The 26,563-nt window shown below is 41.8% G+C and carries 24 protein-coding genes and 3 pseudogenes; 15 read left to right on the top strand and 12 right to left on the bottom strand.

What is annotated here, in order from left to right:
• Window positions 1–45: 45 nt before the first annotated feature.
• The 7 genes and pseudogenes from IG80_RS17155 to IG80_RS0102275 all read right to left on the bottom strand — a co-directional run.
• A pseudogene (locus tag IG80_RS17155) lies at window positions 46–198 on the bottom strand (IS256 family transposase); the annotation flags it as partial.
• A gap of 30 nt (window positions 199–228) precedes the next feature.
• Window positions 229–495, bottom strand: a pseudogene (locus IG80_RS16100) (helix-turn-helix domain-containing protein); the annotation flags it as partial.
• A gap of 667 nt (window positions 496–1,162) precedes the next feature.
• Entirely contained in the window at window positions 1,163–1,582 is a 420-nt protein-coding gene (locus tag IG80_RS14920; RefSeq protein WP_198027110.1) for a reverse transcriptase domain-containing protein, read from the bottom strand.
• A 33-nt stretch (window positions 1,583–1,615) separates the two neighbouring features.
• Window positions 1,616–1,951 carry a reverse transcriptase family protein gene (locus IG80_RS14915; RefSeq protein WP_052046212.1) on the bottom strand — a complete coding sequence of 112 codons (336 nt, stop codon included), beginning with the start codon at window positions 1,949–1,951 and terminating at the stop codon, window positions 1,616–1,618.
• Between the two features lie 484 nt (window positions 1,952–2,435).
• Window positions 2,436–2,647: pseudogene (locus IG80_RS16680) on the bottom strand (Txe/YoeB family addiction module toxin).
• Window positions 2,647–2,904, bottom strand: a complete 258-nt coding sequence (locus tag IG80_RS0102280) for a type II toxin-antitoxin system Phd/YefM family antitoxin (RefSeq protein ID WP_032112413.1) — start codon at window positions 2,902–2,904, stop codon at window positions 2,647–2,649. Before IG80_RS0102280 ends, IG80_RS16680 begins: the two are co-directional and overlap by 1 nt.
• A gap of 1,304 nt (window positions 2,905–4,208) precedes the next feature.
• A complete protein-coding gene (locus tag IG80_RS0102275) occupies window positions 4,209–5,252 on the bottom strand; it encodes an NAD(P)-dependent alcohol dehydrogenase (protein ID WP_032112412.1) in 1,044 nt (347 codons plus the stop codon).
• 257 nt (window positions 5,253–5,509) lie between these two features.
• Between IG80_RS0102275 and IG80_RS0102270 the strand changes: the two genes are divergently transcribed.
• The 3 genes from IG80_RS0102270 to IG80_RS0102255 all read left to right on the top strand — a co-directional run bounded on the left by IG80_RS0102270 (window position 5,510) and on the right by IG80_RS0102255 (window position 9,240).
• Window positions 5,510–7,339 carry an extracellular solute-binding protein gene (locus IG80_RS0102270; RefSeq protein WP_052045893.1) on the top strand — a complete coding sequence of 610 codons (1,830 nt, stop codon included), beginning with the start codon at window positions 5,510–5,512 and terminating at the stop codon, window positions 7,337–7,339.
• Window positions 7,340–7,961: 622 nt separating this feature from the next.
• Window positions 7,962–8,786, top strand: a complete 825-nt coding sequence (locus IG80_RS0102260; RefSeq protein ID WP_032112410.1) for a cytochrome c oxidase subunit 3 — start codon at window positions 7,962–7,964, stop codon at window positions 8,784–8,786.
• 124 nt (window positions 8,787–8,910) lie between these two features.
• Window positions 8,911–9,240, top strand: coding sequence for a hypothetical protein (locus IG80_RS0102255; RefSeq protein WP_032112409.1), 330 nt, complete (start codon window positions 8,911–8,913; stop codon window positions 9,238–9,240).
• A gap of 375 nt (window positions 9,241–9,615) precedes the next feature.
• On the opposite strand, the gene IG80_RS15510 is transcribed toward IG80_RS0102255, so the two are convergent.
• Window positions 9,616–9,807, bottom strand: coding sequence for a hypothetical protein (locus IG80_RS15510; RefSeq protein WP_198027105.1), 192 nt, complete (start codon window positions 9,805–9,807; stop codon window positions 9,616–9,618).
• Between the two features lie 85 nt (window positions 9,808–9,892).
• Here IG80_RS15510 and IG80_RS15505 point away from each other — a divergent pair, with 85 nt between their 5' ends.
• From IG80_RS15505 to IG80_RS0102230, 5 genes are all read left to right on the top strand, one after another.
• Window positions 9,893–10,042: a hypothetical protein gene (locus IG80_RS15505; RefSeq protein ID WP_198027101.1), complete on the top strand. Its 150-nt coding sequence runs from the start codon at window positions 9,893–9,895 to the stop codon at window positions 10,040–10,042.
• A gap of 37 nt (window positions 10,043–10,079) precedes the next feature.
• On the top strand, window positions 10,080–10,367 hold the full coding sequence (groES, locus tag IG80_RS0102245) for a co-chaperone GroES (RefSeq protein WP_032112407.1): 288 nt from the start codon (window positions 10,080–10,082) through the stop codon (window positions 10,365–10,367).
• A gap of 41 nt (window positions 10,368–10,408) precedes the next feature.
• A complete protein-coding gene (groL, locus tag IG80_RS0102240) occupies window positions 10,409–12,058 on the top strand; it encodes a chaperonin GroEL (RefSeq protein WP_032112406.1) in 1,650 nt (549 codons plus the stop codon).
• A 212-nt stretch (window positions 12,059–12,270) separates the two neighbouring features.
• Window positions 12,271–12,516: a hypothetical protein gene (locus IG80_RS0102235; protein ID WP_198027100.1), complete on the top strand. Its 246-nt coding sequence runs from the start codon at window positions 12,271–12,273 to the stop codon at window positions 12,514–12,516.
• Entirely contained in the window at window positions 12,482–12,781 is a 300-nt protein-coding gene (locus IG80_RS0102230; protein WP_156962002.1) for a hypothetical protein, read from the top strand. Before IG80_RS0102235 ends, IG80_RS0102230 begins: the two co-directional genes overlap by 35 nt.
• A 4-nt stretch (window positions 12,782–12,785) precedes the next feature.
• Here IG80_RS0102230 and IG80_RS16095 read toward each other — a convergent pair whose 3' ends face one another.
• The 4 genes from IG80_RS16095 to IG80_RS0102215 all read right to left on the bottom strand — a co-directional run bounded on the left by IG80_RS16095 (window position 12,786) and on the right by IG80_RS0102215 (window position 18,405).
• Window positions 12,786–12,932, bottom strand: coding sequence for a hypothetical protein (locus IG80_RS16095; RefSeq protein ID WP_156962001.1), 147 nt, complete (start codon window positions 12,930–12,932; stop codon window positions 12,786–12,788).
• Between the two features lie 126 nt (window positions 12,933–13,058).
• Window positions 13,059–16,115, bottom strand: a complete 3,057-nt coding sequence (locus IG80_RS0102225) for an efflux RND transporter permease subunit (RefSeq protein ID WP_032112403.1) — start codon at window positions 16,113–16,115, stop codon at window positions 13,059–13,061.
• 8 nt (window positions 16,116–16,123) lie between these two features.
• Window positions 16,124–17,287 carry an efflux RND transporter periplasmic adaptor subunit gene (locus IG80_RS0102220; RefSeq protein ID WP_052045892.1) on the bottom strand — a complete coding sequence of 388 codons (1,164 nt, stop codon included), beginning with the start codon at window positions 17,285–17,287 and terminating at the stop codon, window positions 16,124–16,126.
• Window positions 17,288–17,562: 275 nt separating this feature from the next.
• The gene (locus IG80_RS0102215) at window positions 17,563–18,405 is read right to left on the bottom strand and encodes an alpha/beta fold hydrolase (RefSeq protein WP_198027098.1); all 843 of its coding nucleotides are present in this window, start codon (window positions 18,403–18,405) and stop codon (window positions 17,563–17,565) included.
• A 190-nt stretch (window positions 18,406–18,595) separates the two neighbouring features.
• On the opposite strand from IG80_RS0102215, the gene IG80_RS0102210 reads away from it, so the two are divergent.
• The 7 genes from IG80_RS0102210 (at window position 18,596) to IG80_RS0102180 (ending at window position 26,534) form a co-directional block, all read left to right on the top strand.
• A complete protein-coding gene (locus IG80_RS0102210; RefSeq protein ID WP_032112401.1) occupies window positions 18,596–19,813 on the top strand; it encodes a threonine ammonia-lyase in 1,218 nt (405 codons plus the stop codon).
• 488 nt (window positions 19,814–20,301) lie between these two features.
• Window positions 20,302–21,066: a cytochrome c oxidase subunit II gene (gene coxB, locus IG80_RS0102205; RefSeq protein ID WP_032112400.1), complete on the top strand. Its 765-nt coding sequence runs from the start codon at window positions 20,302–20,304 to the stop codon at window positions 21,064–21,066.
• Between the two features lie 17 nt (window positions 21,067–21,083).
• Window positions 21,084–22,685, top strand: coding sequence for a cytochrome c oxidase subunit I (gene ctaD, locus IG80_RS0102200; RefSeq protein ID WP_032112399.1), 1,602 nt, complete (start codon window positions 21,084–21,086; stop codon window positions 22,683–22,685).
• A gap of 161 nt (window positions 22,686–22,846) precedes the next feature.
• Window positions 22,847–23,749, top strand: coding sequence for a heme o synthase (locus IG80_RS0102195; protein WP_156962000.1), 903 nt, complete (start codon window positions 22,847–22,849; stop codon window positions 23,747–23,749).
• A gap of 154 nt (window positions 23,750–23,903) precedes the next feature.
• Window positions 23,904–24,431, top strand: coding sequence for a cytochrome c oxidase assembly protein (locus IG80_RS0102190; RefSeq protein ID WP_032112397.1), 528 nt, complete (start codon window positions 23,904–23,906; stop codon window positions 24,429–24,431).
• Window positions 24,432–24,582: 151 nt separating this feature from the next.
• Window positions 24,583–25,194, top strand: a complete 612-nt coding sequence (locus tag IG80_RS0102185; RefSeq protein ID WP_032112396.1) for a hypothetical protein — start codon at window positions 24,583–24,585, stop codon at window positions 25,192–25,194.
• A 209-nt stretch (window positions 25,195–25,403) separates the two neighbouring features.
• The gene (locus IG80_RS0102180) at window positions 25,404–26,534 is read left to right on the top strand and encodes a WH2 domain-containing protein (RefSeq protein WP_198027097.1); all 1,131 of its coding nucleotides are present in this window, start codon (window positions 25,404–25,406) and stop codon (window positions 26,532–26,534) included.
• The last annotated feature ends 29 nt before the right edge of the window (window positions 26,535–26,563 follow it).

Genomic DNA, 26,563 nt, shown 5'->3' with positions numbered 1-26,563 from the left:
AGGGGGAGTGTTCAACTAGGTGTGTCAGCTATTTAAGTTAAGCTCTCATTTGAGCCTGCCCTCAAAATAAACAGAGAGCTGTGAGATGGTCAAGGCCCAATTTGATAAGGGCTTAGCCCATTTTTCAGTAATCTTTTGACAAGCACAATAAACCAGCTTAAAGTGAGCGCTTTCACTGGTAAAAGCGCCCTTCGTTTTACAGAACTGACATACTTTAGCGAACATTCCCGGAAACTCAATAGCAAAATCAGATACAGCCTTATCAGTTACTTCATCAACTCTGTTTTTTAAGTTAGGTTGGCGCCGGTTTTTATCAAACAGCGCCTGAATCCCACCTTCTTCCACAGCTGATTTACATTGATAAAAACTGTCTCGGGATAAGCTTATTACTTTGCATGCTTTCGAAACGTTCCCAAGCTCTTCGGCTAAATTTAACAAACCTACTTTGTTTCTGAATATAGGGTTACCTTTTATGGTTTGATGTTTACTCGACATAACTATCAAAACGGGTAACCTTACTTTTTTCAAGCCTAGTGAGAGAGTAGACCGGTTTCTCCCTCGCGGTTGTACCCCGGCCCCTCGTTAGAACCACATCGTGCTCAATTAAGGCAATGGGCTCACGATAAACCTATTTACTGGCTGTGAGTTTGAAACAATTGGTGATAAATCTTCACTTTTGGTACGGGGTTCATTTCAATAAAACATGTAAATGCCCCCCAATTAAATGATTTCTTTTGACTGCGTCGATTGAGCCAGTAGAGCATAATCCCTTTTGCGTGATGTATAAATGTCGACACACGCTCAGTATTGTGAGATACACCATAATATTGTATATGACCCTGCAATTTCTTGCAGAAGGCTCTCCATATTTCTTTACTATCTCCTTTATGCCTCACTGATTTTGCCCAGACTTTAACATTTTTGAGTTTGGCTCGCATCCGGCTACCCTGGGTTTTCATCTTCGGGATTTTGTAACCGTTATTTGACCGCCCCCAATAAAAGGTAAATCCGAGAAAATTAAACGATGCTTTCTGATTTTGACGTTTGTCAAATTTTATTAGCTTTGTCTTTTCCTCGTTCATACACAGTTTGAATCGTGCCAAACGTTTACCTAAAGACCTCTTGATGCGTTCTGCATCAGCACTTCCATGGCAACAGATGACTAATCATCACAGTACCTAAAAAGGCCAATCTTGTTCCGACAATGCTTTTTAACCACTTCTTCGAACCATTCATCTATCACATAGTGAGCAAGTATATTGGCAAGTACTGGGCTTACACAGCTACCTTGAGGTACTCCTTCATCGGATAGTATTAGTTCACTTTCTGACAATACACCTGCTTTAAACATTCGGACAATGTAGCGTATAAAACGCTCATCTTTAATTTTAAGTCTTAGAATATTTTCCAATATGGAATGGTCAATTGTGTCGAAAAACTTGGCTAAATCTACATCAATAACAGTGTCTACCTGTTCTTTATATAGATAATTATGTAGTGCTCGTATAGCATCGTGACACCCTATTCCTTGCCTAAATCCAAAAGAACATGACAGAAATATTAGCTCATATATGCTTTCCAAGATACGCTGAAACTGTTTTTGAACCAGCTTGTCTTAAAAGTTACTTATCCCCAATGGACGGTATTTACCTGGCTCTCCAGTCTTGGGTATCTCTACGCGCCTTACTGGAGATGGCCTATAGCCCATACGTTTCATTCGGGTAGTTAAATCTTCAAGATTAGCTGTAAGATATTCACCATATTGTTCTTTTGTAACTCCATCTATTCCTACTGCTTTCTTTACATCCAGTAAGTAATAGCATTCCTGCAAGGATGCGATATTGACGTGATGCATTATATTGCTAAACGTCTTTGTCGAGTCACTTGCAGACAACCAAGCTATCCTCTTAAGTTTTGTTGCCGTATCTATCTGGAATTCTGTTGTTCCCATTTACGTTTCCCTTTCGATGTCAAGTTTACCTGGAAGCCTTCCCTCCCGTGGCATTACCCACGCTCAGCGATACTATGCTTCCTCTGACTCCCTAATTATCATCTTGTGTTCCTTGCCATTCAGACTTGTCGCTCAATACGCGTCCTTTGCGAATAATTAGGGTCTCCCACGTTCACTTTATGGCTTTAACAACATGCCGTGCTCTACGACCCCGAGAGTGTTGAAAACGCATTGCCCGTAGTACGCGCTTCAATATTGCCTTCTGATATCTGAAAATCATCGGCCACTCTAATTTGACCTTAACGGAGCTCAATCACTTCAGCTTATGCTTACGGCCTGCTGTTTCCCTACCTACGCTTAACATCAGATGTTACCATATGAGGCTCAAGGCTCAGTACATAGTAAGATGGGGCTTCTTTTCTATCACGGTACTTCCAACCGTTAGTCACAAAGCGCTTCGTGGCGCACTCAGATTAGGTTAGAACTAATTCACATAAATTAATCTATGTTCGTCATTAATTCTTCTCGAGCATAGCCCTTGCAAATTTAGTTTTAAAGGTTCTAGTTTGCCAATACCTTCAAATGGATTTCTTAAAGTATCTTTTATGAGTATATTTATTCGTTTTAGCTTTTTTTATCGTGTTTTACCCAATATTGGTAATCTTCCCAAACCAGACTAGAAAATATGATAGACATTAAGATTGAGGCTCAACAAGTTTACGTTCTTGTCCTTTACCTGCTCTTAATTCTGCAGGGGATGATAGAACGTGCTGAGCATTTGTAGGATCGCTTAAAATATAAGCGGTTTCATCAAGGGCGTTATAATCTTCTAAAGACATCATGACCATATTACCTTGCTTGCGAGTAATAATCGTGGGTTCATGTCGATCCTTGATCATATCGATGATGTGCTTCATATCTTTTCTTAATTCAGAGAAACTCACGGCCTGCATCGTTCTATTTCTTTTTTAAGGTACCTTATATTGTACTTGTAATTATAAGATAAAAATAATTGTCAAGATATAACTGTACAAAAATGAAAGAATATTTTAACCGTCTCGTACCAAAAAGTATATTTTATGACACCATTCCCTTTTTCAGGCCTTATACAAGCAATAAAAAGAAAGTTTTCACTTGATATTTCCACGGGTATCATCAACTTAACTAAATAAAAGCCAAATAAAAGTGCAAACAAAGTCTTTTTTCAAATCTTAGGCACAGTAAGTCTGGTGAGTAACAGAATGCCAATTGCTCCTCGCATTCTTAAAAGTTTGTCTGTCGTTATTTGCAGATTGCTTATAACGCCCAACTTTAAATAGATTATTGATTGTCCCCTGGTACGATAAAGACGTTTGAGTTAAGAGCGGAGATTTGGAACGGCGCATCTTACGTTCCTGCTGCCGGGTAACCTGATGGGAATTCGAGAGTGTTCGCTAAAGTATGTCAGTTCTGTAAAACGAAGGGCGCTTTTACCAGTGAAAGCGCTCACTTTAAGCTGGTTTGTTGTGCTTGTCAAAAGATTGCTGAAAAATGGGCTAAGCCCTTATCAAATTGGGTCTTGACCATCTCACAGCTCTCTGTTTATTTTGAGGGCAGGCTCAAATGAGAGCTTAACTTAAATAGCTGACACACCTAGTTGAACACTCCCCTTGATACAGCTGGAGACGCAAGCGCTGACCAATAAGACGTGACGGTACACTAAACCAACATTTTTGACGAAGATGGTGCTCCAGGTTGTCACTCACGCTTTTTATAAACCGGACACTATTTCTGTCGCTATGTGCGGCTATATTAATTGGTGTTGTATAGCTTGACAATTATATTCCCAGTCTCCCTTCACTCAAGCCTTTGCTCTTACTGCTTTTTACACCTCATCCAACGACGACTAGCTAAGATGTTTGACCTAACCCTCCCAAATTACAAAGAGAGGATAAAGAGACACAATCATACAATCGCCCGTGAAATAAAAAACCATTACCCCTAAAGTTGGTCAATTCCCTTTTTGGGCACCATAGGCCCAGGACATTTGGTTGGGGACATTGGATTGCTGAAGTTGCTAGGTTCACAATAGGCCATTTATCGATATGGCAATTATGGGGGCGCGCTATAGAGTAAATCTAGCTGAAAATATGTTAAATTTCGACGGCGCTACCTAGCTACTGTAAGAAAGTGGAAGAAACTTGCCAGACAAAAATAGCAAATGAGACTAACAAAAAGGAAGAGGTAGTGAACTACCCCTTTTTTTGTGGATAAAGCATTAAAACGTATTCATATCAATGACAAAACGATAATGAACGTCGCCTTTAATCATCCGCTGATAGGCTTGTTCAATATAATCCATCGGAATGATTTCTACATCAGCCATAATGTTGTGCTTAGCACAATAATCGAGCATTTCTTGCGTTTCTTTGATCCCACCGATAAGAGAGCCGGCAATCTTGCTGCGTTTTGCAATAAGGCAATGGTGGTTGAGTTCAACAGGTTTCTCAGGTGCTCCTAAAACGACCATCACTCCATCTAATTTAAGCAGGCTTAGATAAGCATTGGTATCATGCGGGGCAGCGACAACGTTGATAATAAAGTCGAATTTATTCGCATTTTTTGCAAAAGCCCCAGGCTCAGTAGTGAGAATAAAATGGTGAGCCCCTAGCTGTTTTGCGGCCTGTTCTTTATGTTTTGAGGTGCTAAGAACGGTGACTTCTGCACCCATGGAAACTGCAAGCTTTACTGCCATATGGCCAAGCCCTCCAAGCCCCATGACGGCAACATGGTGCCCCTTGCCGATCTTCCAATAGCGAAGCGGTGAATAAGTTGTGATTCCAGCACACAGGAGCGGCGCCACACGGGGGAGATGCAGTGACTCTGGAACTTTCAATGTGTACTGTTCATCCACCACTATTAACTTTGAATAGCCACCATACGTGGGTGTTTTTAAATCATTTTCTAGACTGTTATAGGTTTGAACTGTGTGTATTTCACAGTACTGTTCGAGATGCTGATGGCAGCTATGGCAAACTCGGCAGCTATCAACAAAACAGCCAACGGCGGCACTATCACCTACCTTAAATTTTTTGACATTTGAGCCGATGCGGCTAACTTTGCCAACAATTTCATGTCCTGGAACCATTGGGTAAATTGAGCGGCCCCACTCATCCCGAGTTTGGTGAATGTCAGAATGACAGACGCCACAATAAAGGATTTCTATCTCGACGTCATTCTCGCCAGGATCGCGGCGGTCAAAATGGAAGAGAGTAAAGGGAGAGGTAGCATTGTGAACGGCATAACCTTTGGTTTTAGTCATGGAGAACTCCTACAAGTTGATAATTTAGTAGACTATGGCGCACCTGATTTCCTCAAATTTCTTGACCTATTCGAGTGAAATTTGGCATCATTTTCGACTATAAATGTCTCAAAACCATCTGTGGGCGACTTGCTTCACTATAAAAGCATAAAACTTAGCTTTTGAACTCACTATAGAAGGAAAGAATTAAGAATGACTTAAGGATAGTTGTATGGTAATTCTTAGAGCAAAATCGTCAATTTAAGAGAATCACAATAATGCAGACACTATTCAAATTTTTGGTTACCATCTTAATGGGGCAATTTATTCAACTCGCCGCAGCGGATGTATCACCCTCTATTTCTCGATTTAATCAACCAAAATATGAAAAAGATTTCAAAGCATTAGACTATGTTAATGCTAAGGCTCCTAAAGGGGGACGGATCCGTATTGGGACTATTGGGACGTTTGAAACATTGAATAAAGATGTTGCCAAGGGAACTAATGTTGCAGAAGGGGTTCCGTTGACCTTTGATCCCTTGATGAAAAAAACACAAGATGATCCCCATAGTTGGTATGGTCTTATTGCGGAAAAAGCAGATCTCGCCCCAGATTTTTCAAGTATCACTTTTTATCTTAATCCTAAAGCAAAATTTCATGATGGAAGCGCCATCACAGCAGAAGATGTTGAATTTTCAATTAATTTGTTAAAAGAAAAAGGATTGCCGCGCTATAAGCTTTATTATTCTCAGATTGAGAAAATGGAAATTCTCAATCCTCACACGATTAAATTCACCTTTAAAAAGGGGAAAGAGGGTTATGATCGGGAGCTGCCAATGATTATTGCCAGCCTTCGTGTTTTGTCAAAAAAAGATTTGAAAAATCGTGATTTCTTGAACACTGGGTTGAAACCCATCGTGGGAAGCGGCGCCTATAAGGTAGCCAAAGTTGATCAAGGAAGATCCATTGTTTTGGAGCGTGTTAAAGATTATTGGGCGGCCGAACTGCCGATTAATGTGGGCCAATTTAACTTTGATATTATTGAAATTCAATATTACAAGAATAATCACTCTCTTTTTGAATCTTTTAAAACAGGAGAATTTGATTGTTATTTTGAAGCCGATGAAAAGCAATGGAACACTGCTTATAATTTTAAAGCAATTCATCAAGGAAAAGTAAAAAAAGTTGAGTTGGAACATACGCGCCCTGTCACAGTCCGTACTCTTATCTTTAATATGAAGAAACCGTTGTTTTCCGATATTCGTTTGCGCAAAGCACTAGCTTATGCGTTTGATTTTGAAACAATGAACCGGCAGCTATTCCACAATGCCTATCACCGAATGACAAGTCTATTTGCCAATACACATTTTGATACAAAAGGGGTGGCGTCGGATGATGTCTTAAAGATTTTAGAACCTTACAAGAATGACTTAGATCCAGGTGTGTTTGAAAAAGGAGGGGAGTTACCAAAGCCAGCTGGGCATACGACTCAACGTCAGAATTTGATGAAGGCAGATGAGTTATTAAAGCAGGCTGGATGGGTGATTAAGAATGATCATGAGCGGGAAAATAAAAAAAATGAAAAACTTCAGCGGTTGAATGAAAAAACAGGAGACCCGCTTGTAGTGGAATTTATGGTGAAAGATCAACGCTTGGAAAAGGTGGTGCTTGAATATGCTCGTAGCCTTCAAAGTTTAGGGATCACGCTCAAGATACGTCGTGTCGATTCTGCACAATATGAAAGAATTGTCCTAGAGCGAGGCTTTGATATGATAGCTCATTCCTGGACCAACAGCCTTTCGCCAGGCGTGGAACAGTCATATTATTTTAGTAAAGCCGCCGCTGATATGGAGGGAAGTTCGAACTATATTGGGATAAAAAACGGGGCCATTGAAACTTTGGCAAAGAAGGTGTCGTTTGCCAAGAGTGAACAAGAACTGGAAGTGGGAGTTCAGGCTCTGGACCGGGCCGTAATGGGGATGTATTACTTTGTGCCAGCTTTTTATGACAATAAGATTTGCTTGGCTTACTGGCAGGAACGCCTCGATATGCCAAAAATTGATCCCGCGCTTGGCACTAACGCTATGGAATGGTGGTGGGCAAAATAGGAACTTTCCTGCTGAGCACGCTTAATATACCCAAGCAAACTTCATTTTCAAGTTGTTTGGGTATAGAGGCGCGCAAAAAACTACCTTATATGCATATTTCTCCCTTAAACTGCTTTATTTTTGAGCATTTGCAGCGTTTAAGTGAGGCTGCTGGCGTTTAGGTATGCCTATGTAAGTTCTATTTCTAATACATGTTCTAATACATGTTTTTTCTTCTACTTATCCTAGAAATAAGCATTTTCCCCAATCATCAAGCAAAATTTTGCAAAGTCCAATAGTTATAGTGAATCCAATTGATATACGGAAAATTATAGCACTCTAATTTGAGGTGATTTTTTGCTTGCTCGGCAAGACGAGTTGGCTCTCCCTGAGGAAGCCAAGCGGAAAAAAGAACCCAAAGATGGGATGATAGAAATTCCGAATATCAATTGAATTCACTATAAATACCAGCAATAAAAACTGACTGCTCTTTCTTTGTTTTTCTGCATCCGTGCTGAATTTCCTGCTTTTTTACATTGGACTATATAAGAAAAATTCGATATTTATGCAGAAATTCCTTAAACTTTGAGTAATTTCAGTATAGGCTTTAAGTAAGGTATCATTTTTTGTGATGACAAGAGAGATGACAGAACAAACTCATTCGCAAGCAGCGACGAAAAAGCACCCTTTCCACCTTGTAGACCCGAGCCCGTGGCCAATTGTGACATCTGGGTCTTTATTGGTTATGGCCATTGGTGGCGTTTTGCTGATGCATAACAAGGGACATATCCCCTTCTATATTGGTTTTGCAATGGTGGTCGCGTCAGCATTTTTCTGGTGGCGTGATGTAGTGCGGGAAAGTAATACGCCTGGCATCTACACGGCCAATGTAGAACATGGCTTACGAGCTGGTATGGTATTGTTTATTAGTTCAGAAATCATGTTCTTTGTTGCTTTTTTCTGGGCTTATTTTCACGCGGCTCTTTTCCCAGTGGATGCCACTGGAAATATCTGGCCACCTAAAGGAATTAAAACCTTTGATCCGTTTCATCTGCCGTACTTTAATACACTGATTTTGTTGCTTTCAGGCACAACGGTTACCTGGGCGCATCATGCTTTGTTAGAAGGGAAGCGTAAAGAATTATTGCAAGGGCTTGGCATTACGGTTTTGTTGGGAATGAGCTTTACGGTTGTTCAAGCCATTGAGTACTCGCATGCGGCTTTTGCCTTAAAAGATGGGATTTATCCCTCAACTTTTTTCCTTGCCACTGGTTTTCATGGTCTTCATGTGATCATTGGAACCATCTTTTTAGCTGTGTGTTGGTTGAGGGCCTGGAGGGGTGATTTTAGTCCCAAGCATCATATAGGTTTTGAAGCTGCCGCATGGTATTGGCATTTTGTTGACGTTGTTTGGCTTTTCCTTTTCATCTCAATCTATTGGTGGGGGTATAGACCGATCCTGCATTAGCTGTATATATTCTCTGAAATATTATTACAAAATGGCCTTTCGGAGAGCGCTAATTTTTTCTCTTGTAAATTAAAATTAAATTCTTATCTACGAGGAGTTATAATAATTTAACTGAGAATTTGTAATGAAAAAAATTAAACTGGGCGCTACAATGGGAATTATTTTTGCGCTTTCTGGGTGTGCTTGTCCGGATATCATCGAACCTACAAAGGTTACTGATCAATCATTAGATTGTGGTCAACTAAGAGCAGAGATGGAGCATTGTGAAAAAGCTCGCCGTGAAGTTCAAGCAGAAAAAGGAGCAACTGGAACCAATGTAGCTGCTGCTATTTTCTTTTGGCCAGGTCTAATTGCAACTCACATGAATGTGAATGATGCAATTAAAGCTTTAGATGAACGAAAAGCAAATTTAAATACAATTTACCAAACAAAGAAATGTAACTTAGGTTATTGATTTTTTTGTAATATGTACCTTATATGTCATCCCCAGCAATGTAATCTTTTTTATATTTCGGGGGATGACAAATTGAAAATAGGTTGCAATTCAATTTTTTTTAATGTCCTGTAGAAGCCTACCGAATTTATTTCTCTGATTTTATCTTGGAGCTAATAAAGGCAGCGTATGGTAGAAGACAAGCCGACACCCTCTCTAAACATCTACCTATCCTACTTAATCATCGTTAAACTTGTCTTAGATCTTTTATTGAGGAGAAGATGTAAAGCAAAGTCGGTAGGGCAATCAGAGGTATTTCCTGAATTCAAGCTGATTTTCTATTTTGGATATATTGGGCCGCACGAAGGATCGGCCCAGTGTAGCAATGGAAGAAATCTAAACACCTTCCAACTCTTGAATCATGGTATCAATGTCGCTATCTGATAGTTCTTTGATGGAAAAGTTTTTGGATTTGGTTGTTGTCAGATATCCCTCCAGCTTTGCTTGCAGTTCAATAATCTTCAGCGCGGTGGTCAAATTTTCATGGGATAAGGCTTGTTGATAAAGAGTACCTAAATCTTTAATCAATTTTTTTTCGAACGCATGGTCTTTTTCCTTTCCTGTTGTTTGGTGCTTACCAAGGAGAGGCAGTATAACATAGAAATAGCTAAATATGGGCTTTAAAGAAATTTTGGCAATTTTTTGGGAAAAAGGAGGGATTGAGAGAAAAAATCCAACAATCTCGATTGACCTGCATAAAGAATTAATAGACCATCTTGACAATACCTATCAATCTGCGGTACAAAATCAGCACTCCCTTTAAGTGAGTGCTGATATAAGTAATTAAAGGAGATACAGCAATGCAATTAAGACCATTACATGATCGCGTTCTTGTGAAACGTGTTGATGTTGAAGAAAAAACAAAATCTGGAATCATTATTCCCGATACAGCTAAAGAAAAGCCACAGGAAGGCGAAGTAATCGCTGTTGGCCCTGGGATTCGCCACGAAAATGGAACAGTGACACCGCTTGATGTCAAAAAGGGTGATCGTATTCTATTTGGTAAATGGTCTGGTACGGAAATCAAGATTGATGGCCAAGACTATCTCGTCATGAAAGAAACAGATATCGTTGGTATCCTTGTTTAAAGAGATCAAAATTCTCTCATCAATTTTTTAAGAGGTATAAAATGGCAGCTAAAGAAGTACGTTTTTCCGCCGATGCTCGTGAGCGTATGCTCCGTGGTGTTGACATTTTGGCAGACGCAGTGAAAGTAACATTGGGTCCTAAAGGTCGTAACGTTGTTATTGAAAAATCATTTGGATCTCCTCGTATTACAAAAGATGGTGTTACCGTTGCAAAAGAAATTGAACTAAGCGACAAGTTCGAAAACATGGGTGCGCAAATGTTGCGTGAAGTTGCTTCCAAGACATCTGACTTGGCAGGTGATGGTACGACAACAGCAACTGTTTTGGCACAAGCAATCGTTCGCGAAGGTATTAAGGCTGTGGCTGCAGGCATGAACCCAATGGATCTTCGCCGCGGCATTGATATCGCTGTTGAAACAATCGTGACTGATTTGAAATCACGCGCTAAAAAAGTTTCAACATCTGAAGAAATTGCCCAAGTCGGCACAATTTCTGCAAACGGTGAAAAAGAAATTGGCGAAATGTTGGCCAAAGCCGTTGAAAAAGTTGGTAAAGAAGGTGTGATCACCATTGAAGAAGCCAAGTCACTTCAAACTGAATTGGACGTTGTTGAAGGGATGCAGTTCGATCGTGGCTACATTTCCCCATATTTCATCACCAATCCAGAAAAAATGATTTGTGATCTCGAAAATCCATTTATCTTGATTTATGAGAAAAAGCTAACCGGTTTGCAAGCTATGTTACCAGTTTTGGAAACAGTTGTTCAATCTGGTCGTCCATTACTCATCATTGCGGAAGATGTTGAAGGCGAAGCATTAGCAACCTTGGTTGTGAACAAGCTTCGTGGTGGTTTGAAAGTGGCTGCGGTGAAGGCACCTGGTTTTGGTGATCGTCGTAAAGCAATGATTGAAGACCTCGCAATTCTTACCGGCGGTCAAGTTATTTCTGAAGATCTCGGGATTAAGCTTGAAAATGTCACGATGGACATGTTGGGAACAGCTCGCAAAGTCACAATCACCAAAGATGATACAACAATCGTGAATGGTGCTGGTGACAAAGAAATGATTCAAGCTCGTTGTGGCCAGATTCGCGCGCAAGTGGAAGAATCTTCTTCCGATTACGATCGTGAAAAACTGCAAGAACGCTTGGCAAAACTCAGTGGTGGTGTTGCTGTTATTCGCGTTGGTGGAGCAACCGAAATCGAAGTGAAAGAACGCAAAGACCGCGTTGAAGATGCAATGCATGCAACACGGGCAGCTGTTGAAGAAGGGGTTATCCCTGGTGGTGGCGTTGCGCTGCTTTATTCCATCAAGAAACTTGAAGGTTTGAAGACAGCCAACAGCGACCAAGAAGCAGGCGTTCGTATCGTTCGTCAAGCATTGTCTGCGCCTTGCCGTCAAATCGCTTTCAATGCTGGCCAAGAAGGGTCCATCATTGTTGGTAAGCTGACTGATGCTAACAATCACAGCTACGGGTACGATGCCCAACACGACCGCTTTGGCGATATGTTTGAATTCGGTATCATTGATCCAGTTAAAGTTGTGCGTACAGCCCTTCAGGATGCAGCTTCCGTTGCTAGCTTGTTGATTACAACAGAAGCAATGATTGCTGAAAAGCCTGAACCAAAACAACCTGCTGCTCCAATGGGTGGTATGGGTGGCATGGGCGGTATGGGTGGCATGGATTATTAATCCTCTACCCAACGTTTCTTTCTCAATCAAAAAAGCTCTGGTTTTCCAGAGCTTTTTTGTTTTCAACCGTAGACGCGTGTGAAGGCGTTCAGAAGAATGCGTATTTATGAGAAGCTGTTCGCGCCTCAAGTGCGGCACCAGTATTCTATAAACCCTTTGAAAAGAAGATTAGTGGTAAAGATCGAGCCTTGGTAGATGCTGGGTTTTTTGCAATGTCGCCAACTCTTTTGGGGTTGTTAGAGGCGCAAAAAATCTACCCTGGCAGAAGATATGTTGTTATCTCCATTGCCAGCGGCAATTTGGAGGAACCACGTAGGGTGACCTCAAAGGGGGCGACAGCGGGAGGTTTTCCTACCATGCTAGCGCCAACAATCTCGTCAACAATCTCGTCAACAATCGAGGGGGCGATCTGGGCTGACAGATATGATGATGAAACTTATCCCTGGTATCACTTATAATCGTCTTTCATTCAAGGTTGAAACTAAAAAATTTGATGATTTTAGTGAGAAAAACCTCACTCAAATGCGGGTTGCAGTTCAACAGTTGCTGACTAGTCCTGAATTTTATAAAGCGATTAATGATATTAAGGAAGCATTGGCAGAACGAGATGCGAAAAAAGATTTACGCCCTTTTGTCTGTAAAGCCAAAATAGATTATTATCGCCATGTTAGAAGCTTAAGTGGTAGCCAATCGCAATACACTAAAAATACAGCTTTAAGGTAATCTGTCATTGCCAACAATCAACCAAGGCCATTATCTCAGGCGGGAAGGGCACCAATAAATCTTCAACAGAGCCGGCGCCCAATTCCTCCTCAGCAGCCAACAGGACAACGGCCCCTATTACAACAACAATATCAGCCACAGCAACGGCCAATGAGCCAAAGGTAAGAGAGCAGCATGAGTGCAGTTTCTGCAGTATAAAGGAGAGCAGGCTCTCCTCATCCTTTTATAATAACTCTCATCCGAAGTGGCACGTTTTATAGCGCAGTTTTGGGCTAAGTCACTCTATATGGCTAATATCCGGTAACGCCGTTTTTGGACGACTAATTAACATATAGAAGGAGGGAACGACAAAAATTGTAAAAGTTGTTCCAATCAGCATACCCGCAACAATCACAATGCCGATGCTGAACCGACTGGCAGCACCAGCACCTGTGGCCATCAGCAATGGTACAAGGCCCACAACCATCGCCGCTGTAGTCATTAAAATTGGTCGCAGGCGAATGGTTGCAGATTCAACGATTGCTTGTTCTCGGGTTCGGCCGTGGTCAAGTTGAAGTTGATTGGCAAACTCGACAATTAAAATCCCATGTTTGGTGATGAGACCCACCAGGGTAATAAGGCCAATTTCGGAATAAATATTTAAAGATGCAGTACCTAAGAAGAGAATGAACAAAGCGCCAAAGATTGACATAGGGACACTTAGCATAATTACAAACGGATCTCGTAAACTTTCAAATTGGGCGGCAAGAACCAAGAAAATGATGACAACGGCAAAAATGAATATCGCATAAAGGGCATTTCCTTCCTGAACATATTGACGCGATTCGGACAAAAAGTCATAGGTAAACCCAGCGGGTAGATTTTGTTTTCCATAGGAAATCAAATAGCTGATTGCGTCGCCCATCTTCGCATGAGGCATTAACATAGCTTGGAAAGTGGCAGAGTTAATTTGGTTAAATTGATAGAGCTGATTGGCCTGGGTTTCAATTCTCAAATCAGCTATCGTATTGAGGGGGAATTGGCGCCCATTGGACATATTAATGTAAAAGTCACCCACACTTTCAGGAGTAAGGCGAAAGCCTCGTTCTGACATCGGGATGACTTTATAGCTCCGTCCATAGAGATTGAAAAAGTTGACATAGTTTTCTCCCATCATCAGCGCCAAAGTAGAGCCAATATCTTGCATGCTAGCATTCATTTGGGTGGCTTTGGAATGGTTAATGTCAATTTTAAGGGTTGGATTGTTGAAGTTTAAATCACTGTCCACCACCATGAAGTGCCCACTTTTCATAGCATCAGCTTTGAGCTTTTCCATAACTTGGAAAATTACCCGGTGGTCAGCCATACTGTTGATCACAAACTGAATGGGAAGGCCACCAGCACTACCTGGAAGAGGAGCAGGCTCAAAAGCAAATGCTTGTATCCCAGTGATGCCGCCAAATTTCCCTTGCATCTCAGCTAATATTTGGTGGGATGAGCGTTTTCTTTTACTCCAAGGTTTTAAAATCAGCCCTCCAAACCCATCATTATAAGTTGTAAGACCTGCAAAGGTGAAGATCATATGCCGTTCATGGTTTTCCTTTAAGATATCATAAAGACGATCAGTATAATAGGAAGTGTAGTCAATGTTGGCATATTGAGGCGCCTTGGTTGACACCATCACAATCCCTTGATCCTCGTGTGGAGCAAGTTCTGATGGAATAAAGAGAGTGAAAAACCAGCTTGTCCCTAAAATCAAAACGAAGACGAAGATAACAACATGGCGCTTTTGAATGACGTTTTTTAAGATTCTTTGATATTTCATACTTAATTCATGAAATAGATGTTCAATCTTCAAAGCAAAGCTGCCACTGAGGGCTTCTTTTGTAAGGATCTTAGAACACATCATTGGCGAGAGAGTTAACGCCACAATCCCTGAAATAACCACAGATCCTGCTAGGGTGAGAGCAAATTCGCGAAACAATGTTCCAGTAACTCCCCCCATAAAAGCAATTGGCGTATAGACGGCAACAAGAGTAATCGTCATCGTGATGACAGGAACGGCAATTTCACGTGATCCAATAATGGCGGCTTCAAAGGGTGTTTTTCCCGTCGCAATATGACGGTAGACATTTTCGACCACCACAATCGCATCATCCACCACCAAACCTATGGCCAATACCATCGCCAAAAGAGTCAACAGATTAATACTAAAGCCAAGGGTAAGTAGAACCGTAGCAACCCCAATAATCGAGAGTGGAATAGTCACAACAGGAATGGTAACGGCGCGGAAACTTCCTAAGAATAAGAAGATGACGACAATCACAATCAAAATCGCTTCGCCGAGAGTTTGGATTACTTCACCGATAGATTCAACAATAAATTCTGTTGAGTCATACGCAACGGTGTAAGTAAAATGAGGGGGAAGGTTGGGTTTATACTCTTCCAGCATTTTTAAAACATTGCTAACGACCGTGAGAGGATTTGATGTTGGGGTATTTTTAATACCGATAAATACGGATTGTTGCCCATTCATTTTCACAATAGAATCATAGTTTTCAGAAGAGAGCTCAATATAAGCAATATCACCCATGCGAACTACACTTAAGCCATCACTTTTGATGATCATATCTTTGAATTGTTCCACACTTTCAAGATCTGTGTTGGCTTGAACATGGTAGGTGACAAAATGCCCTTTTGTCTGCCCGGGGGCCGATTGATAATTGTTTTTGAGGAGGGCATTATAAATGTCTGTTGCTGAGACATCACGGGCACTCATTTTGTTTGGGTCAATCCACAGGCGCATCGCGAATGTTTGTGCTCCAATTAAATCGATACCCGCCACTCCTGAAATCGTTGAGACGCGTGGTTGAATCTGCCGTTTAATATAGTCAGTGATTTGTTCGTCCGTCATATCAGGGCAACTAAAACCCACATAAAGAATATCATAGGTTTCCCCCGTTGATTTAGAAATCACAGGAGATTGAATTTCTTTTGGCAAGATACTGTTGACTTCTTGGACTTTGGCCATGATTTCGGTCATCGCCACATCAGGAGGAAAGTTAAGTCGAATGTAGGCGGTAATCGTGCTGGTCCCTTGCTTGCTTGCAGAAGTGAGATATTCCACCCCATCGGCTGAGGCGACCGATTGTTGGATTGGTGTTGTCACAAATCCCTGCATAAGTTCTGCAGTGGCCCCTGGATAAATAGTCGTGATGGTAACCACTGTATTGGTGAGTTCTGGATATTGTCTGACAGTAAGAGAGTTAAGTGAACTCAACCCAATCAGTAAAATCAAGACATTTACAACCCCAGCAAGAATAGGTCGGCGGACAAAAATATCTGTGAAACGCATTTTATTACCTAATAAATCGTTAGTTTCTCTGGTGGTGTGAGGGGTGGCGCCCCTTTATCAACCACAACGTTAGTTCCATCATCAAGTTTTAATTGTCCCGAAACCACAACAAGGTCACCTGCCTTAATTCCTTTAAGAATAGAGGCTTTACCTTTCTGGTGTTCACCAACCTCAACGTAATGGCGTTTGACGATTGTGCGCGGAGTCCCTTTTTTATCTTTTCCATCTTCCACGATGACATAAACAGCATTCCCGTACAGGGAGAAATCGACAGCTGTCTCTGGGACAGTGACGACATGATCTTCTGTGGGAAGGATGAGTTTCAGTGAGGCAAACATGCCAGGAGACAATAATAAGTCATCATTATCCATGGTGGCTTGAATTTTAATGTTGCGGGTTTCAGCACTTATCTGTGGCTCAATGGTCGTGACAATTGACTCAAATTTTTTATTAGGAAAGGCATCAACCTTGACCATCACTTTTTGACCAACTGAAATAATAGCCCGATCCCGTTCGGGGCGAGTAAAGTTAACAAAAAGTTTTTTGGCATTTGTTAACGTGACAACAGTTGTTCCTGGTTGCAAATATTGACCCAGATCAACCTGGCGGATTCCTAAAATACCGTCAAAAGGAGCCCGTACATTTTTTTTGTCAATAACAGCTTTTGCCTGCATCACTTGCGCTTCGTTTTGCAACTCTGTTGCCGATTTTTGGTCAAGATCTGCTTGTGATTCAAAACTGCTTTTGATCAATTTTTTCGAACGATTGACGGTAGCTTGAGCGTAGGTTAACTGAGCCGCAAAGCGGGTAAGATCAGCTTGTTCTGTTGCATCGTTGAGTTGAATGATTGGATCACCTGCTATCACTGTTTGCCCAGCTTTAAAGTGGATAGCGGTGATGCGCCCTTCCACTTCAGGAGCAATGGTGACAGACTGGACTGCCTGCAATGTGCCAATGGCGGGGAGTTCTCTATGCCACGTTTCTTCTACAGCTGGGATTGCTGCCACTGCAACCGGGGGAGGTGTAAAATCCATAAAGAGGGATGGAACTATTTTGGCGGCAATAATAAGTGCAATCACGGTAACCATAATTGCCAGTGGCTTCCAGAATTTTTTTAAATATAGCCAAGCTCTTTTTAATTGATGAAAAACGAAGTGTTTAAGGCCAGACATTTAAAAATCCTGTAAGGCAAATTCATATTAGTCTATTAAATCAATTTTTGATAAATTTGTATATGATAATTTATTCATTTTTATAATAGTCAGCTTTTTTCTTTGCGGAGGCGGTATTTTGGGAAGGATGGCGCGCGGTTTATAAAAGCAGGGGTTGGGAGATTTAAGAGGATGTCCCCTTGCCCAAGGGGATGCACATTGTACCCTCTGTTTACTATAACGGGGCTGATATAGCTTTAGATAATAATCAAAAAGCGACTAAAATGGTGTTAGTCTTATTTTTTTAACCATTGGATGATTGTCATGATCTGCTCATCATCCATTAAGGCTGGAGCATGAGCAACACCTTCGAATTCTGCCAAAGCAACGTGGGGTTTTTCCAGCATCTTCATTGCTGTTTCTTTTGTGAGAATCTCTGAATTTTTTCCCCGTAATATCAGAATGGGGCATTCAATCGGCTCCCAAAATGGCCAAAGATTGGCTTCTTCTGCTTGAAAAGTGCTTAGGATTTTTGGGTCATAGGCGAGTTGATATTCCCCTTGATCATTTACGAAAAAACTGTAAGTGGTGAGGTGGTCTAGATGCTCGTCTGTTTTTACGCCAAACGGGGCGAGAATTTGGCTCAAAAAATGTTTGGCAAGATCCCGGGTTTTAAAGGTCGGCATTAAACTCAAGTATTGCACGATTTTTTTTAAAGGTTCCGCATTAAGATGGGGCCCCACGTCGTTGAGGATTAGTTTTTTAATAGGCGTATTAGCACGGGAGGCCATCAGCATCCCAAGTAATCCACCCATAGAGGTACCAATCCATAACAATTCATCGCTGGGAAAAACGTTAATGAAAGTGGTCAGAATAGTGGCCATCAGCGGCATGTTATAATCAAGAGCAAGGGGCAGCCAATCACTTTTACCACGCCCCGGCATATCTGGACAAATGACTCGGTAACCATCCGCCGCTAATGCACGCGCTAAGTAATCAAAATCGCGACCATTACGCGACACTCCATGGACACAAATTGCAATTTTCTGGGAGTCAAGGCTCCCCCAATCCGTATAACTTACCTTATGAAATCCGTCGGTTGCTAGGCAAAGGAGTGCGTTTTGTTTAGGTTCTATCATGGTGCCATTTTTCATTGAGTTTAAGTATAAATAAAATTTAACTTATTTTTATTCGTTTTAAAAACAAAACGTGGAGTCAGCGTAACATTCCCTCCACCTTTTTAAATAGAGTAGAAAATTTTAACTAAATTGTGTCATTATCAAAGGACATGAACGTGTATTAAAAATAAACGATAAAGTATTTACAAAAATGACGGTTACATTTGACGCAATAAAGCAAGCGGCTGAGGCAATTAAAGGTAATCTCATTCGCACACCAACAGTAGAGTGTTTGGAGCTAGGTAAGCTTATTCAAGGTAAAGTGTATCTGAAGTTAGAAAGTCTTCAGGTAACAAATTCCTTTAAGCCGCGGGGAGCGTTGATCAAAATGAGGCAATTGACTGCCACCCAACAACAGCGTGGAGTGGTGGCAATGTCGGCAGGTAATCATGCCCAAGGAGTGGCCTATCATGCCCACAAATTGGGGATTCCGGCAACAATTATTATGCCAACCAATACGCCGGTGGCGAAGATTGAGCGTACGCAGGCGCTTGGCGCGACGGTTGTATTGTCGGGTGAAAATTTGAGTGAAGCCGGGGTAAAAGCGCAAGAATTGATTGCTGAAGCAGGCTTCACTTTGATTCATCCCTATGATGATCCAGCAATTATTGCAGGCCAAGGGACGGTGGCACTGGAAATGTTAGAGGATATACCAGCGCTGGATACTCTGATTATCCCAGTTGGCGGTGGTGGTTTGGCTGCAGGGATGTCAATTGTGGCAAAAACGTTGAAACCTGACATGCATATCTACGGTGTGCAGTCGACCTACTGCCCGGCAATGATTCAGGCCATTTATCCGGAACGTTGGTTTATGCCACCGGATGCAGGAACTTTGCCACTCGCTGAAGGTATCGCTGTGAAGCAACCCGGGGTGCTGACGCAAAGCATTTTAAAAGAAAAACTACATGACATGATTGGGGTCAGCGAGGACCACATTGAAGCAGCGATTGACTATCTCTTAACCCACGTCAAGGTTGTGGCAGAAGGGGCAGGGGCTTCTGGGATTGCGGCATTGTTGACGGAACCTGAACTTTTTAGTGGCAAGACAGTAGGAGTTGTGATTTGTGGCGCGAATGTTGATGCGCGGATTCTATCGTCAGTGGTCCTGCGATCTTTAGTGCGCCAAGGGAAAATGGTGAGGTTGAAAATTCAAATTTACGATGCGCCTGGTGTATTATCAAAACTCTCAAAAATTATTGGTGAGAATGGTGGTAATATTTTTGAGATCAATCATCAGCGTTTATTTTCGTTGATTGGCGCAAAGATGGCTGAGGTGGATGCTGTTATTGAGACAAGAAATGTTGAGCATGCACAAAAAATTATTGAAAAGTTGCAAGAAGGTGGCTTTCCCACGCGTCTTCTTGATTAACATCACCCCTGCATAAAAAATCTTCCGCCTCCTTAAAGCTTTAAAAAGGGCTGACTATTAGCATCGTTTCACTATAAAAGCTTCCCGCTATCGGAGGGCATAATTTTGCATACTTAAAGTGTTTGAGGATAAAAAGTAATCTTAAAAAAATTTCCTAGATGCGCCGGCGCCTTTCGTAAATCACCCTAATTTTTAAGCTATTTTTAGCTAAATTGAATTTAAATTTAGAGGGAATAGTTTATCTAGTTCGCCAAAGTTGCCAACAAAAAACAAAATAGATCAAGGAATTTAGGGTGCAAGAAAGCCTCGCTCCTCTTAATTTTTTCTATATTAGACTTTTTGGTATAGAATAAGGAGCGAGCTTACTTATCTCACGAAAACTTTAAACGAGCTTAAATGAAGTTGTTAAATCCTCTTGTTTCTTGTGCATAATAAAGGCACAATGTTTTTGATAGATTTTTAATTAAACTGAATTTTAAGGGTCGACAATGTCCGTTGCAAATGGAGTCATTCATTTAATTTCGTTGCTCAGTCAAAATGCCAATGCCGCTGTACCGCAGCCTTGGCAGATAGGGTTTCAGTCAGCTGCCTCTCCAATTATGGAGGGGATCAACGAAATGCATCACCTGCTATTGGTAATTATTACGTGTATCGCCATATTTGTTACAGCGCTTCTGGTTTATGTATTGTATCGATTCCGCGCCTCTCGAAATCCTGTTCCCTCCCAGACAGCCCATCATACATTGCTTGAGGTTGTGTGGACCTTACTTCCTGTGTTGATTCTGGTTGTAATTGGGATTCCGTCACTCAAGCTGATGTTTTTTGCTAGTAAAATCGAAAATGCTGATTTAACTGTTAAGGCAATTGGGCATCAATGGTATTGGACGTATGAATATCCTGAGCAAAAAGTTCAGTTTGATAGTTTAATGATTGAAGAAAAAGACCTAAAACCAGGGCAACTTCGATTGCTGGATGTGGATAATCCAATTGTTGTTCCTGCGGGGAAAACGGTGCGTGTGGTCGTGACGTCAGAAGACGTTTTGCATAGCTTTGCTGTTCCCTCTTTAGGCATTAAAAAAGACGCTGTTCCAGGCCGTCTTAATGAAACTTGGTTCCGCATCGAAAAAGAGGGGACCTATTATGGTCAATGCTCGGAGTTATGCGGTGTTAAACACGGGTTTATGCCTATTGCAGTCAAAGTTGTCTCTGAACAACACTATGACGAATGGCTCAATTCAAAAAAAGCAAAATAAATTAGAGGTAGACACTCATGTCGAATACTTTGGCATATGCCGATCATCATGATCCCCATGACCATCATCCAACAGGATGGCGTCGTTGGCTTCTTTCTACTAACCATAAAGATATCGGAACACTTTACATTATTTTTGCGATGTTTGCAGGAGTGTTAGGTGGTGGTTTATCGATGGTTATTCGTTGGCAGCTCATGCATCCAGGCGGTATGGTTTTGGGAGGGGATCATCAACTTTATAATGTGATCATCTCAGCTCATGGCTTGTTAATGATCTTCTTTATGGTGATGCCAGCCCTCATTGGTGGCTTTGGTAACTGGTTTGTTCCCATTATGATTGGGGCTCCAGATATGGCTTTTCCTCGCCTTAATAACATCAGTTTTTGGCTGATGGTCCCCTCTCTTACTCTGTTAATTTTATCAGGAATGACAGAGGCAGGAGCTGGCACAGGTTGGACCTTTTATCCGCCGTTAAGCTCTGTTTTAGGGCATAGTGGGCCAGCGGTTGACTACATGCTCTTGAGTTTACACTTAGCTGGAGCGTCCTCAATTTTGGGGGCGATAAACTTTATTACGACTATTTTTAATATGCGTGCGCCTGGGATGAGTCTTCACAAAATGCCCTTATTTGTTTGGGCGATGTTAGTGACAGCATTTTTGCTGTTGTTAGCCGTTCCTGTTTTGGCAGGGGCCATCACTATGCTCCTAACTGATAGAAATTTCGCGACCACGTTTTTTGATCCAGCTGGTGGTGGTGACCCGGTCTTGTTCCAACATTTGTTCTGGTTTTTTGGTCACCCCGAAGTGTACATTATGATTTTGCCAGCGTTTGGCATTGTCAGCCACGTTATAGCAACCTTTGCCCGCAAACCGGTTTTTGGTTACTTAGGGATGGCTTATGCTATGGTGTCAATTGGTGTTCTTGGGTTTGTGGTGTGGGCTCACCATATGTTTACTGTTGGGTTAGATACATCAACTCGGGCGTACTTTACCATTGCCACCTTGGTGATTGCAGTACCCACCGGCATTAAAGTTTTCAGCTGGATTGCAACTATGTGGGGCGGGGCGATTCGTTTTGCTGTCCCCATGATGTTTGCTGCTGGTTTCGTTTTGCTCTTTACTATTGGTGGGTTAACGGGGATTGTATTGGCCAACGGTGAAGTTGATATCGTTTTACATGATACTTATTATGTTGTTGCTCACTTCCATTATGTGCTGTCCATGGGGGCGGTCTTTGGTCTATTCTCTGGGTTTTATTACTGGATTGGCAAAATGTCTGGCTATCAATACAATGAAACTTTAGGCAAAATTCATTTTTGGCTAACTTTTATCGGTGTCAATATTTTGTTCTTCCCAATGCACTTTTTGGGATTGGCAGGGATGCCACGTCGTATTCCTGATTATCCAGATGCGTTTTCGGGATGGAACTATGTTGCGTCGCTTGGCGGTTTTTTGTCTGGCTTTGCTGCTTTGTTCTTTTTCTACGTTGTGTTCCGCGTTTTTTATGACAAAGTGAAGTGTCCTGCTAATCCATGGGGTGAGGGAGCTACAACGCTTGAATGGCAGGTAAGTTCACCGCCAGCATTCCATACATTTGAAGAACAGCCACTTGTTAAATAGAAATAATTTTTCAGCTAAGTGAAAAAGACGCTTTATATATACCCTAAATACTTTAATAGAAAGAATGAGGGGGGGGATAAAGCGTCTTTTTCAACTATATTTTTTCAACAAATTACCGTAAATCTAATGATATGTATTTTTAACGGTGCAGAGGAATTTGCATGATTGATAAGGCGATAGCTTTTGATGAGATAGATGATCCATCTGAGGAGTTGGGCGATTACATTGCGTTGCTAAAACCGCGGGTGATGTCATTGTCCATTTTTACTGCAATCTGTGGTATTTTGATGGCGCCTGGTCACATCCATCCTTTGTTGGGATTTATCACCGTGCTATGCATTAGCGTGGGCGCGGGCGCCTCTGGTTGTCTCAATATGTGGTATGACCGCGATATTGACGCCATCATGCAACGCACCAAAGATAGGCCCTTGCCGGCAGGTCGTATTGCGCCGGATAATGCTTTAGCCTTTGGCATGATTTTGAGCGCTGCATCTGTTATGGTTTTGGGAATTGCAGTCAATTGGCTGAGTGCGGCGTTGCTTGCCTTTACCATTTTCTTTTATGTGGTGATTTATACTGTTTGGCTAAAACGATGGACAGCACAAAATATTGTCATTGGTGGTGCTGCAGGTGCTTTGCCACCGGTCATTGGTTGGGCGGCCGTGACGAATCATGTTGGCATAGAAGCCTGGATTCTTTTTACCATTATCTTTTTATGGACACCTCCGCATTTTTGGGCACTTTCTCTTTATCGCCATGATGATTACCTCAAAGCAAAAGTGCCCGTCATGCCTGTCGTTGCAGGGGAAGCCTCCACAAAACGTCAAATCATTGGGTATACACTTTTGACAATTTTGGCAACCGCAGCACCCTACTTTGTGGGTATGGGATCTGTGATTTATTTGAGTATTGCACTAGTTCTTGGGGGAAGTTTTCTACTGTTGGCAGTACAACTATACTTCCTGGCGGGATCCCAAAAGTCGATGCGACTTTTTGGCTATTCCATTACTTATTTATTTTTGATATTTTCAAGCTTAACAATCGACATTTGGATATTCTCATGACCCATCAAAAGCTAAAAAAGCGCAACCAAGCCATGCTCGTCGTATTAGTGAGTTTATCTATTCTTTTCTATTTTCTTTCTTTTGTTCGCCTGGGCGGGATGTCGCACTAAGTGCCTCAAAATATTCTCTATATAGAAAATTCCACAGAACCTAAATGAAGCGACCAACTCAAAATACAACCGGTATTTTATTAGCCTTTTTGGCGACTGGAATGTTAGGTATGGCCTTTGCTGCGGTACCGATTTACCAGATGTTTTGCCAAAAAACAGGGTTTGGGGGCACCACGCAGCGCGCTGAAGTGCCGTCTGGACAAACGGTCGAACGGACATTAAATGTGCGCTTTAATGCGGACGTACACCGTGATTTGCCTTGGCGATTTCGCCCCACGGAAGTGCAAATTCAAATTAAAGTTGGCGAAAATGCGATGACGCATTATGAATCAGAAAATTATTCTAGAGAGCCCATCGTGGGGATGGCAACCTATAATGTGACGCCGGATAAGGCAGGGATTTATTTTCGCAAAGTCCATTGCTTTTGTTTTGATGAGCAAACGCTGATGCCAGGACAAAAGGTCGACATGCCGGTTTTGTTTTATATTGATCCCGAATTTGCCACTGACCCTAATATGGCCGATGTTCAAACTATAACGTTGTCTTACACTTTCTTTAAATTTAAGAAATAAAACGATTCTATCTATTTCTTGCTCACTAGGCTCAGTAGGAATAAGTGTTTAATTTTTTCTGTGGGGATAAAGTTTTTTAAAAACGCCTCTTCTCAAAATTATTCAACTCGCTATAATAGAACATAGATATCCCTTTAAGAATAATCGATAAATGCTAAAAAAACTCATTAAAACTACAGTTCTTTTGCTTGGTGGAATGATGTGTGCCTATGCAAACGGATTCCATATCACCTGTCCTCTTAATCTCAATACTGATGATCATCTTTATCGTGACTTTGTGCAAAATTGTGGCGCAAGAGTTGAGGATATTGAGCCAAACCAATTTCAAATTACTTTTGCGGGTCTTCATAATTTGGAGGCAGCCGATGCGGCGCATATGAGGAATATCGTCACCGATTGGGTGGCGCATTATCGGGGTCAATTTGGGGAGATCAAACTGGATTTAAGCGATGTTCGGTATGACGCAGGCAAAATTTATCTCACCACGAGCTTTTTGGAAAATGGGCTTTATCATTTACGTGATTCATTACAGCAAGCTATTCATGGTGCCAAGTTTCCCTCTGGTAAGACGTATGATCTAGATGCTAATTCCAGAGGTTTTCACCTCTTTTCAATGGCGGTGGGGGATACGAATGGCTTGAAAGCAAAACGCATTCAACGCGCGACTGAAACCTTGAGAGATAGGGTAAGTCAGGCCAAACTTGTTTATCCTGAAGCCTATACTCAAGTTCTTATTGAAGAACCGGTATTGGTGATGAATTAAAAGGTAACTCTATTTCTCGACTTTCAAACTCCAGTTTCGTTACTACGAGTCTTCAAACAAGGCATAATGACGATTCTGGGGAGTGACTTATTCTCTGCTTCCCTGCGCGCTCTTTTTTTCCCGAGTTAACATCTTTTTAACTGCTAGAATGTTACAGATTGAAGGAGAAGTTAGAAATTTCGGGAGAATAATTTATGTTTGCAAAGATAATGACATTATTAACTGCCGTGCCGTTGACTCTGGCACTGTGTAGTGGAGCGGGCGCCATTGGCGTTTCCAATGCAGCAAAAGAACGAAAAAGCATTTGTGCTGAGCTTGCTGGGGTTAATGATAAAAATGACCCTCGCTATGTATTAAAAGAATTTTGTGATCGAACAACATTTCATTGTACTAGCCACGGTCGTGGCGGTGTTGGGCTTTTTGGAAAAGTAAAGGGTGTTTGTGATGATCCTCGCCTTTGTACAAATGAGCAGATTAAAAAGGCTTGCCAAGAACAATGTGTGGATGCAAGAAGTGGGAAATTTGGGATTAAAGACAAAAAGTCTGAAGACATCGAAAAAAAGCTTAATCAATGCCCTATGAAACCCGGGATGGCAGCAGTGGTAGAGCCAGTTGCACCTCGCCGTAACAGTATGATTAATCAACCTCGTGGCTCTATGATGATGCAACGACCATCGATTACTCCGCCTCAAGCACCATCGGTTTTGATGGATATGCCCGGTAGTGAAGTGCAGATGCAACCAGGCCAACCAGTTGTTCAAGAAGCCCCAGTTATGCCTTCACGCAGAGATAGCATTGGACGCCGTGGTTCTGTAATGATGCCATCTCCATATGTGCCTGCCCAAAAAACTGTCGAAGACAGTGTGGTCTCGGAAATGGAATCCCAGCCATCCTTAGATTTTGTGCCTCCCCCACCACCTGTAATGCAACAAGTTGCACCTCTTGCACCTCCACCTCCTCCTATGGGGTATAAACCAGCACGTCAAGGTGGTAGCTCTATTGCAGCAAACCAAGCATATCCTCAAGTGCCCCAAGCCAACCAACAGATGATGAGTCAGCCAGATAACCTATTGTCTCAGATTCGCGGTGGAAAGCAATTGCGGAAACCAGCAGAGCAACCAATTGGAGCTCCTCAAGCAGGAAATTCCAGGGATGACTTGCTAGCTGCAATTCGCCAAGGCAAAAAATTGAATAGCTCCCAAGAAAGACAATTGAAAGAACAACCTCAGACTGCTGGCGAGTTCGATTTAGGATCAGCTCTGAAGAAAAGATTTGAGGGCGTTAATGGAAATTATGAAGATGATGCAGCAGAGGATGATGAAGACGGAAAGTGGGATTAATAGTCCTTTCTCTCGCCTCCCATAAAAAA

Origin of the sequence: Candidatus Paracaedibacter symbiosus, assembly GCF_000757605.1 — a bacterium.
GTDB lineage: Bacteria > Pseudomonadota > Alphaproteobacteria > Paracaedibacterales > Paracaedibacteraceae > Paracaedibacter_A > Paracaedibacter_A symbiosus.
This window is presented reverse-complemented; position numbering and strand designations above follow the sequence as displayed.

Excerpts from the sequence above, each read along its gene's own strand:
- IG80_RS0102280 (WP_032112413.1), bottom strand. The coding sequence starts at position 2,904 with ATGCAGGCCGTGAGTTTCTCTGAATTAAGAAAAGATATGAAGCACATC.
- IG80_RS0102190 (WP_032112397.1), top strand. The coding sequence starts at position 23,904 with ATGAAGCGACCAACTCAAAATACAACCGGTATTTTATTAGCCTTTTTG.
- IG80_RS0102260 (WP_032112410.1), top strand. The coding sequence starts at position 7,962 with ATGACAGAACAAACTCATTCGCAAGCAGCGACGAAAAAGCACCCTTTC.
- IG80_RS0102185 (WP_032112396.1), top strand. The coding sequence starts at position 24,583 with ATGCTAAAAAAACTCATTAAAACTACAGTTCTTTTGCTTGGTGGAATG.
- IG80_RS0102195 (WP_156962000.1), top strand. The coding sequence starts at position 22,847 with ATGATTGATAAGGCGATAGCTTTTGATGAGATAGATGATCCATCTGAG.
- ctaD (WP_032112399.1), top strand. The coding sequence starts at position 21,084 with ATGTCGAATACTTTGGCATATGCCGATCATCATGATCCCCATGACCAT.
- IG80_RS15505 (WP_198027101.1), top strand. The coding sequence starts at position 9,893 with ATGGGCTTTAAAGAAATTTTGGCAATTTTTTGGGAAAAAGGAGGGATT.
- IG80_RS0102210 (WP_032112401.1), top strand. The coding sequence starts at position 18,596 with ATGACGGTTACATTTGACGCAATAAAGCAAGCGGCTGAGGCAATTAAA.
- IG80_RS0102180 (WP_198027097.1), top strand. The coding sequence starts at position 25,404 with ATGACATTATTAACTGCCGTGCCGTTGACTCTGGCACTGTGTAGTGGA.
- IG80_RS0102270 (WP_052045893.1), top strand. The coding sequence starts at position 5,510 with ATGCAGACACTATTCAAATTTTTGGTTACCATCTTAATGGGGCAATTT.
- IG80_RS14915 (WP_052046212.1), bottom strand. The coding sequence starts at position 1,951 with ATGGGAACAACAGAATTCCAGATAGATACGGCAACAAAACTTAAGAGG.
- coxB (WP_032112400.1), top strand. The coding sequence starts at position 20,302 with ATGTCCGTTGCAAATGGAGTCATTCATTTAATTTCGTTGCTCAGTCAA.
- IG80_RS0102235 (WP_198027100.1), top strand. The coding sequence starts at position 12,271 with ATGTCGCCAACTCTTTTGGGGTTGTTAGAGGCGCAAAAAATCTACCCT.
- groES (WP_032112407.1), top strand. The coding sequence starts at position 10,080 with ATGCAATTAAGACCATTACATGATCGCGTTCTTGTGAAACGTGTTGAT.
- IG80_RS0102225 (WP_032112403.1), bottom strand. The coding sequence starts at position 16,115 with ATGCGTTTCACAGATATTTTTGTCCGCCGACCTATTCTTGCTGGGGTT.
- IG80_RS0102230 (WP_156962002.1), top strand. The coding sequence starts at position 12,482 with ATGATGATGAAACTTATCCCTGGTATCACTTATAATCGTCTTTCATTC.
- groL (WP_032112406.1), top strand. The coding sequence starts at position 10,409 with ATGGCAGCTAAAGAAGTACGTTTTTCCGCCGATGCTCGTGAGCGTATG.
- IG80_RS0102215 (WP_198027098.1), bottom strand. The coding sequence starts at position 18,405 with ATGATAGAACCTAAACAAAACGCACTCCTTTGCCTAGCAACCGACGGA.
- IG80_RS0102255 (WP_032112409.1), top strand. The coding sequence starts at position 8,911 with ATGAAAAAAATTAAACTGGGCGCTACAATGGGAATTATTTTTGCGCTT.
- IG80_RS0102220 (WP_052045892.1), bottom strand. The coding sequence starts at position 17,287 with ATGTCTGGCCTTAAACACTTCGTTTTTCATCAATTAAAAAGAGCTTGG.
- IG80_RS0102275 (WP_032112412.1), bottom strand. The coding sequence starts at position 5,252 with ATGACTAAAACCAAAGGTTATGCCGTTCACAATGCTACCTCTCCCTTT.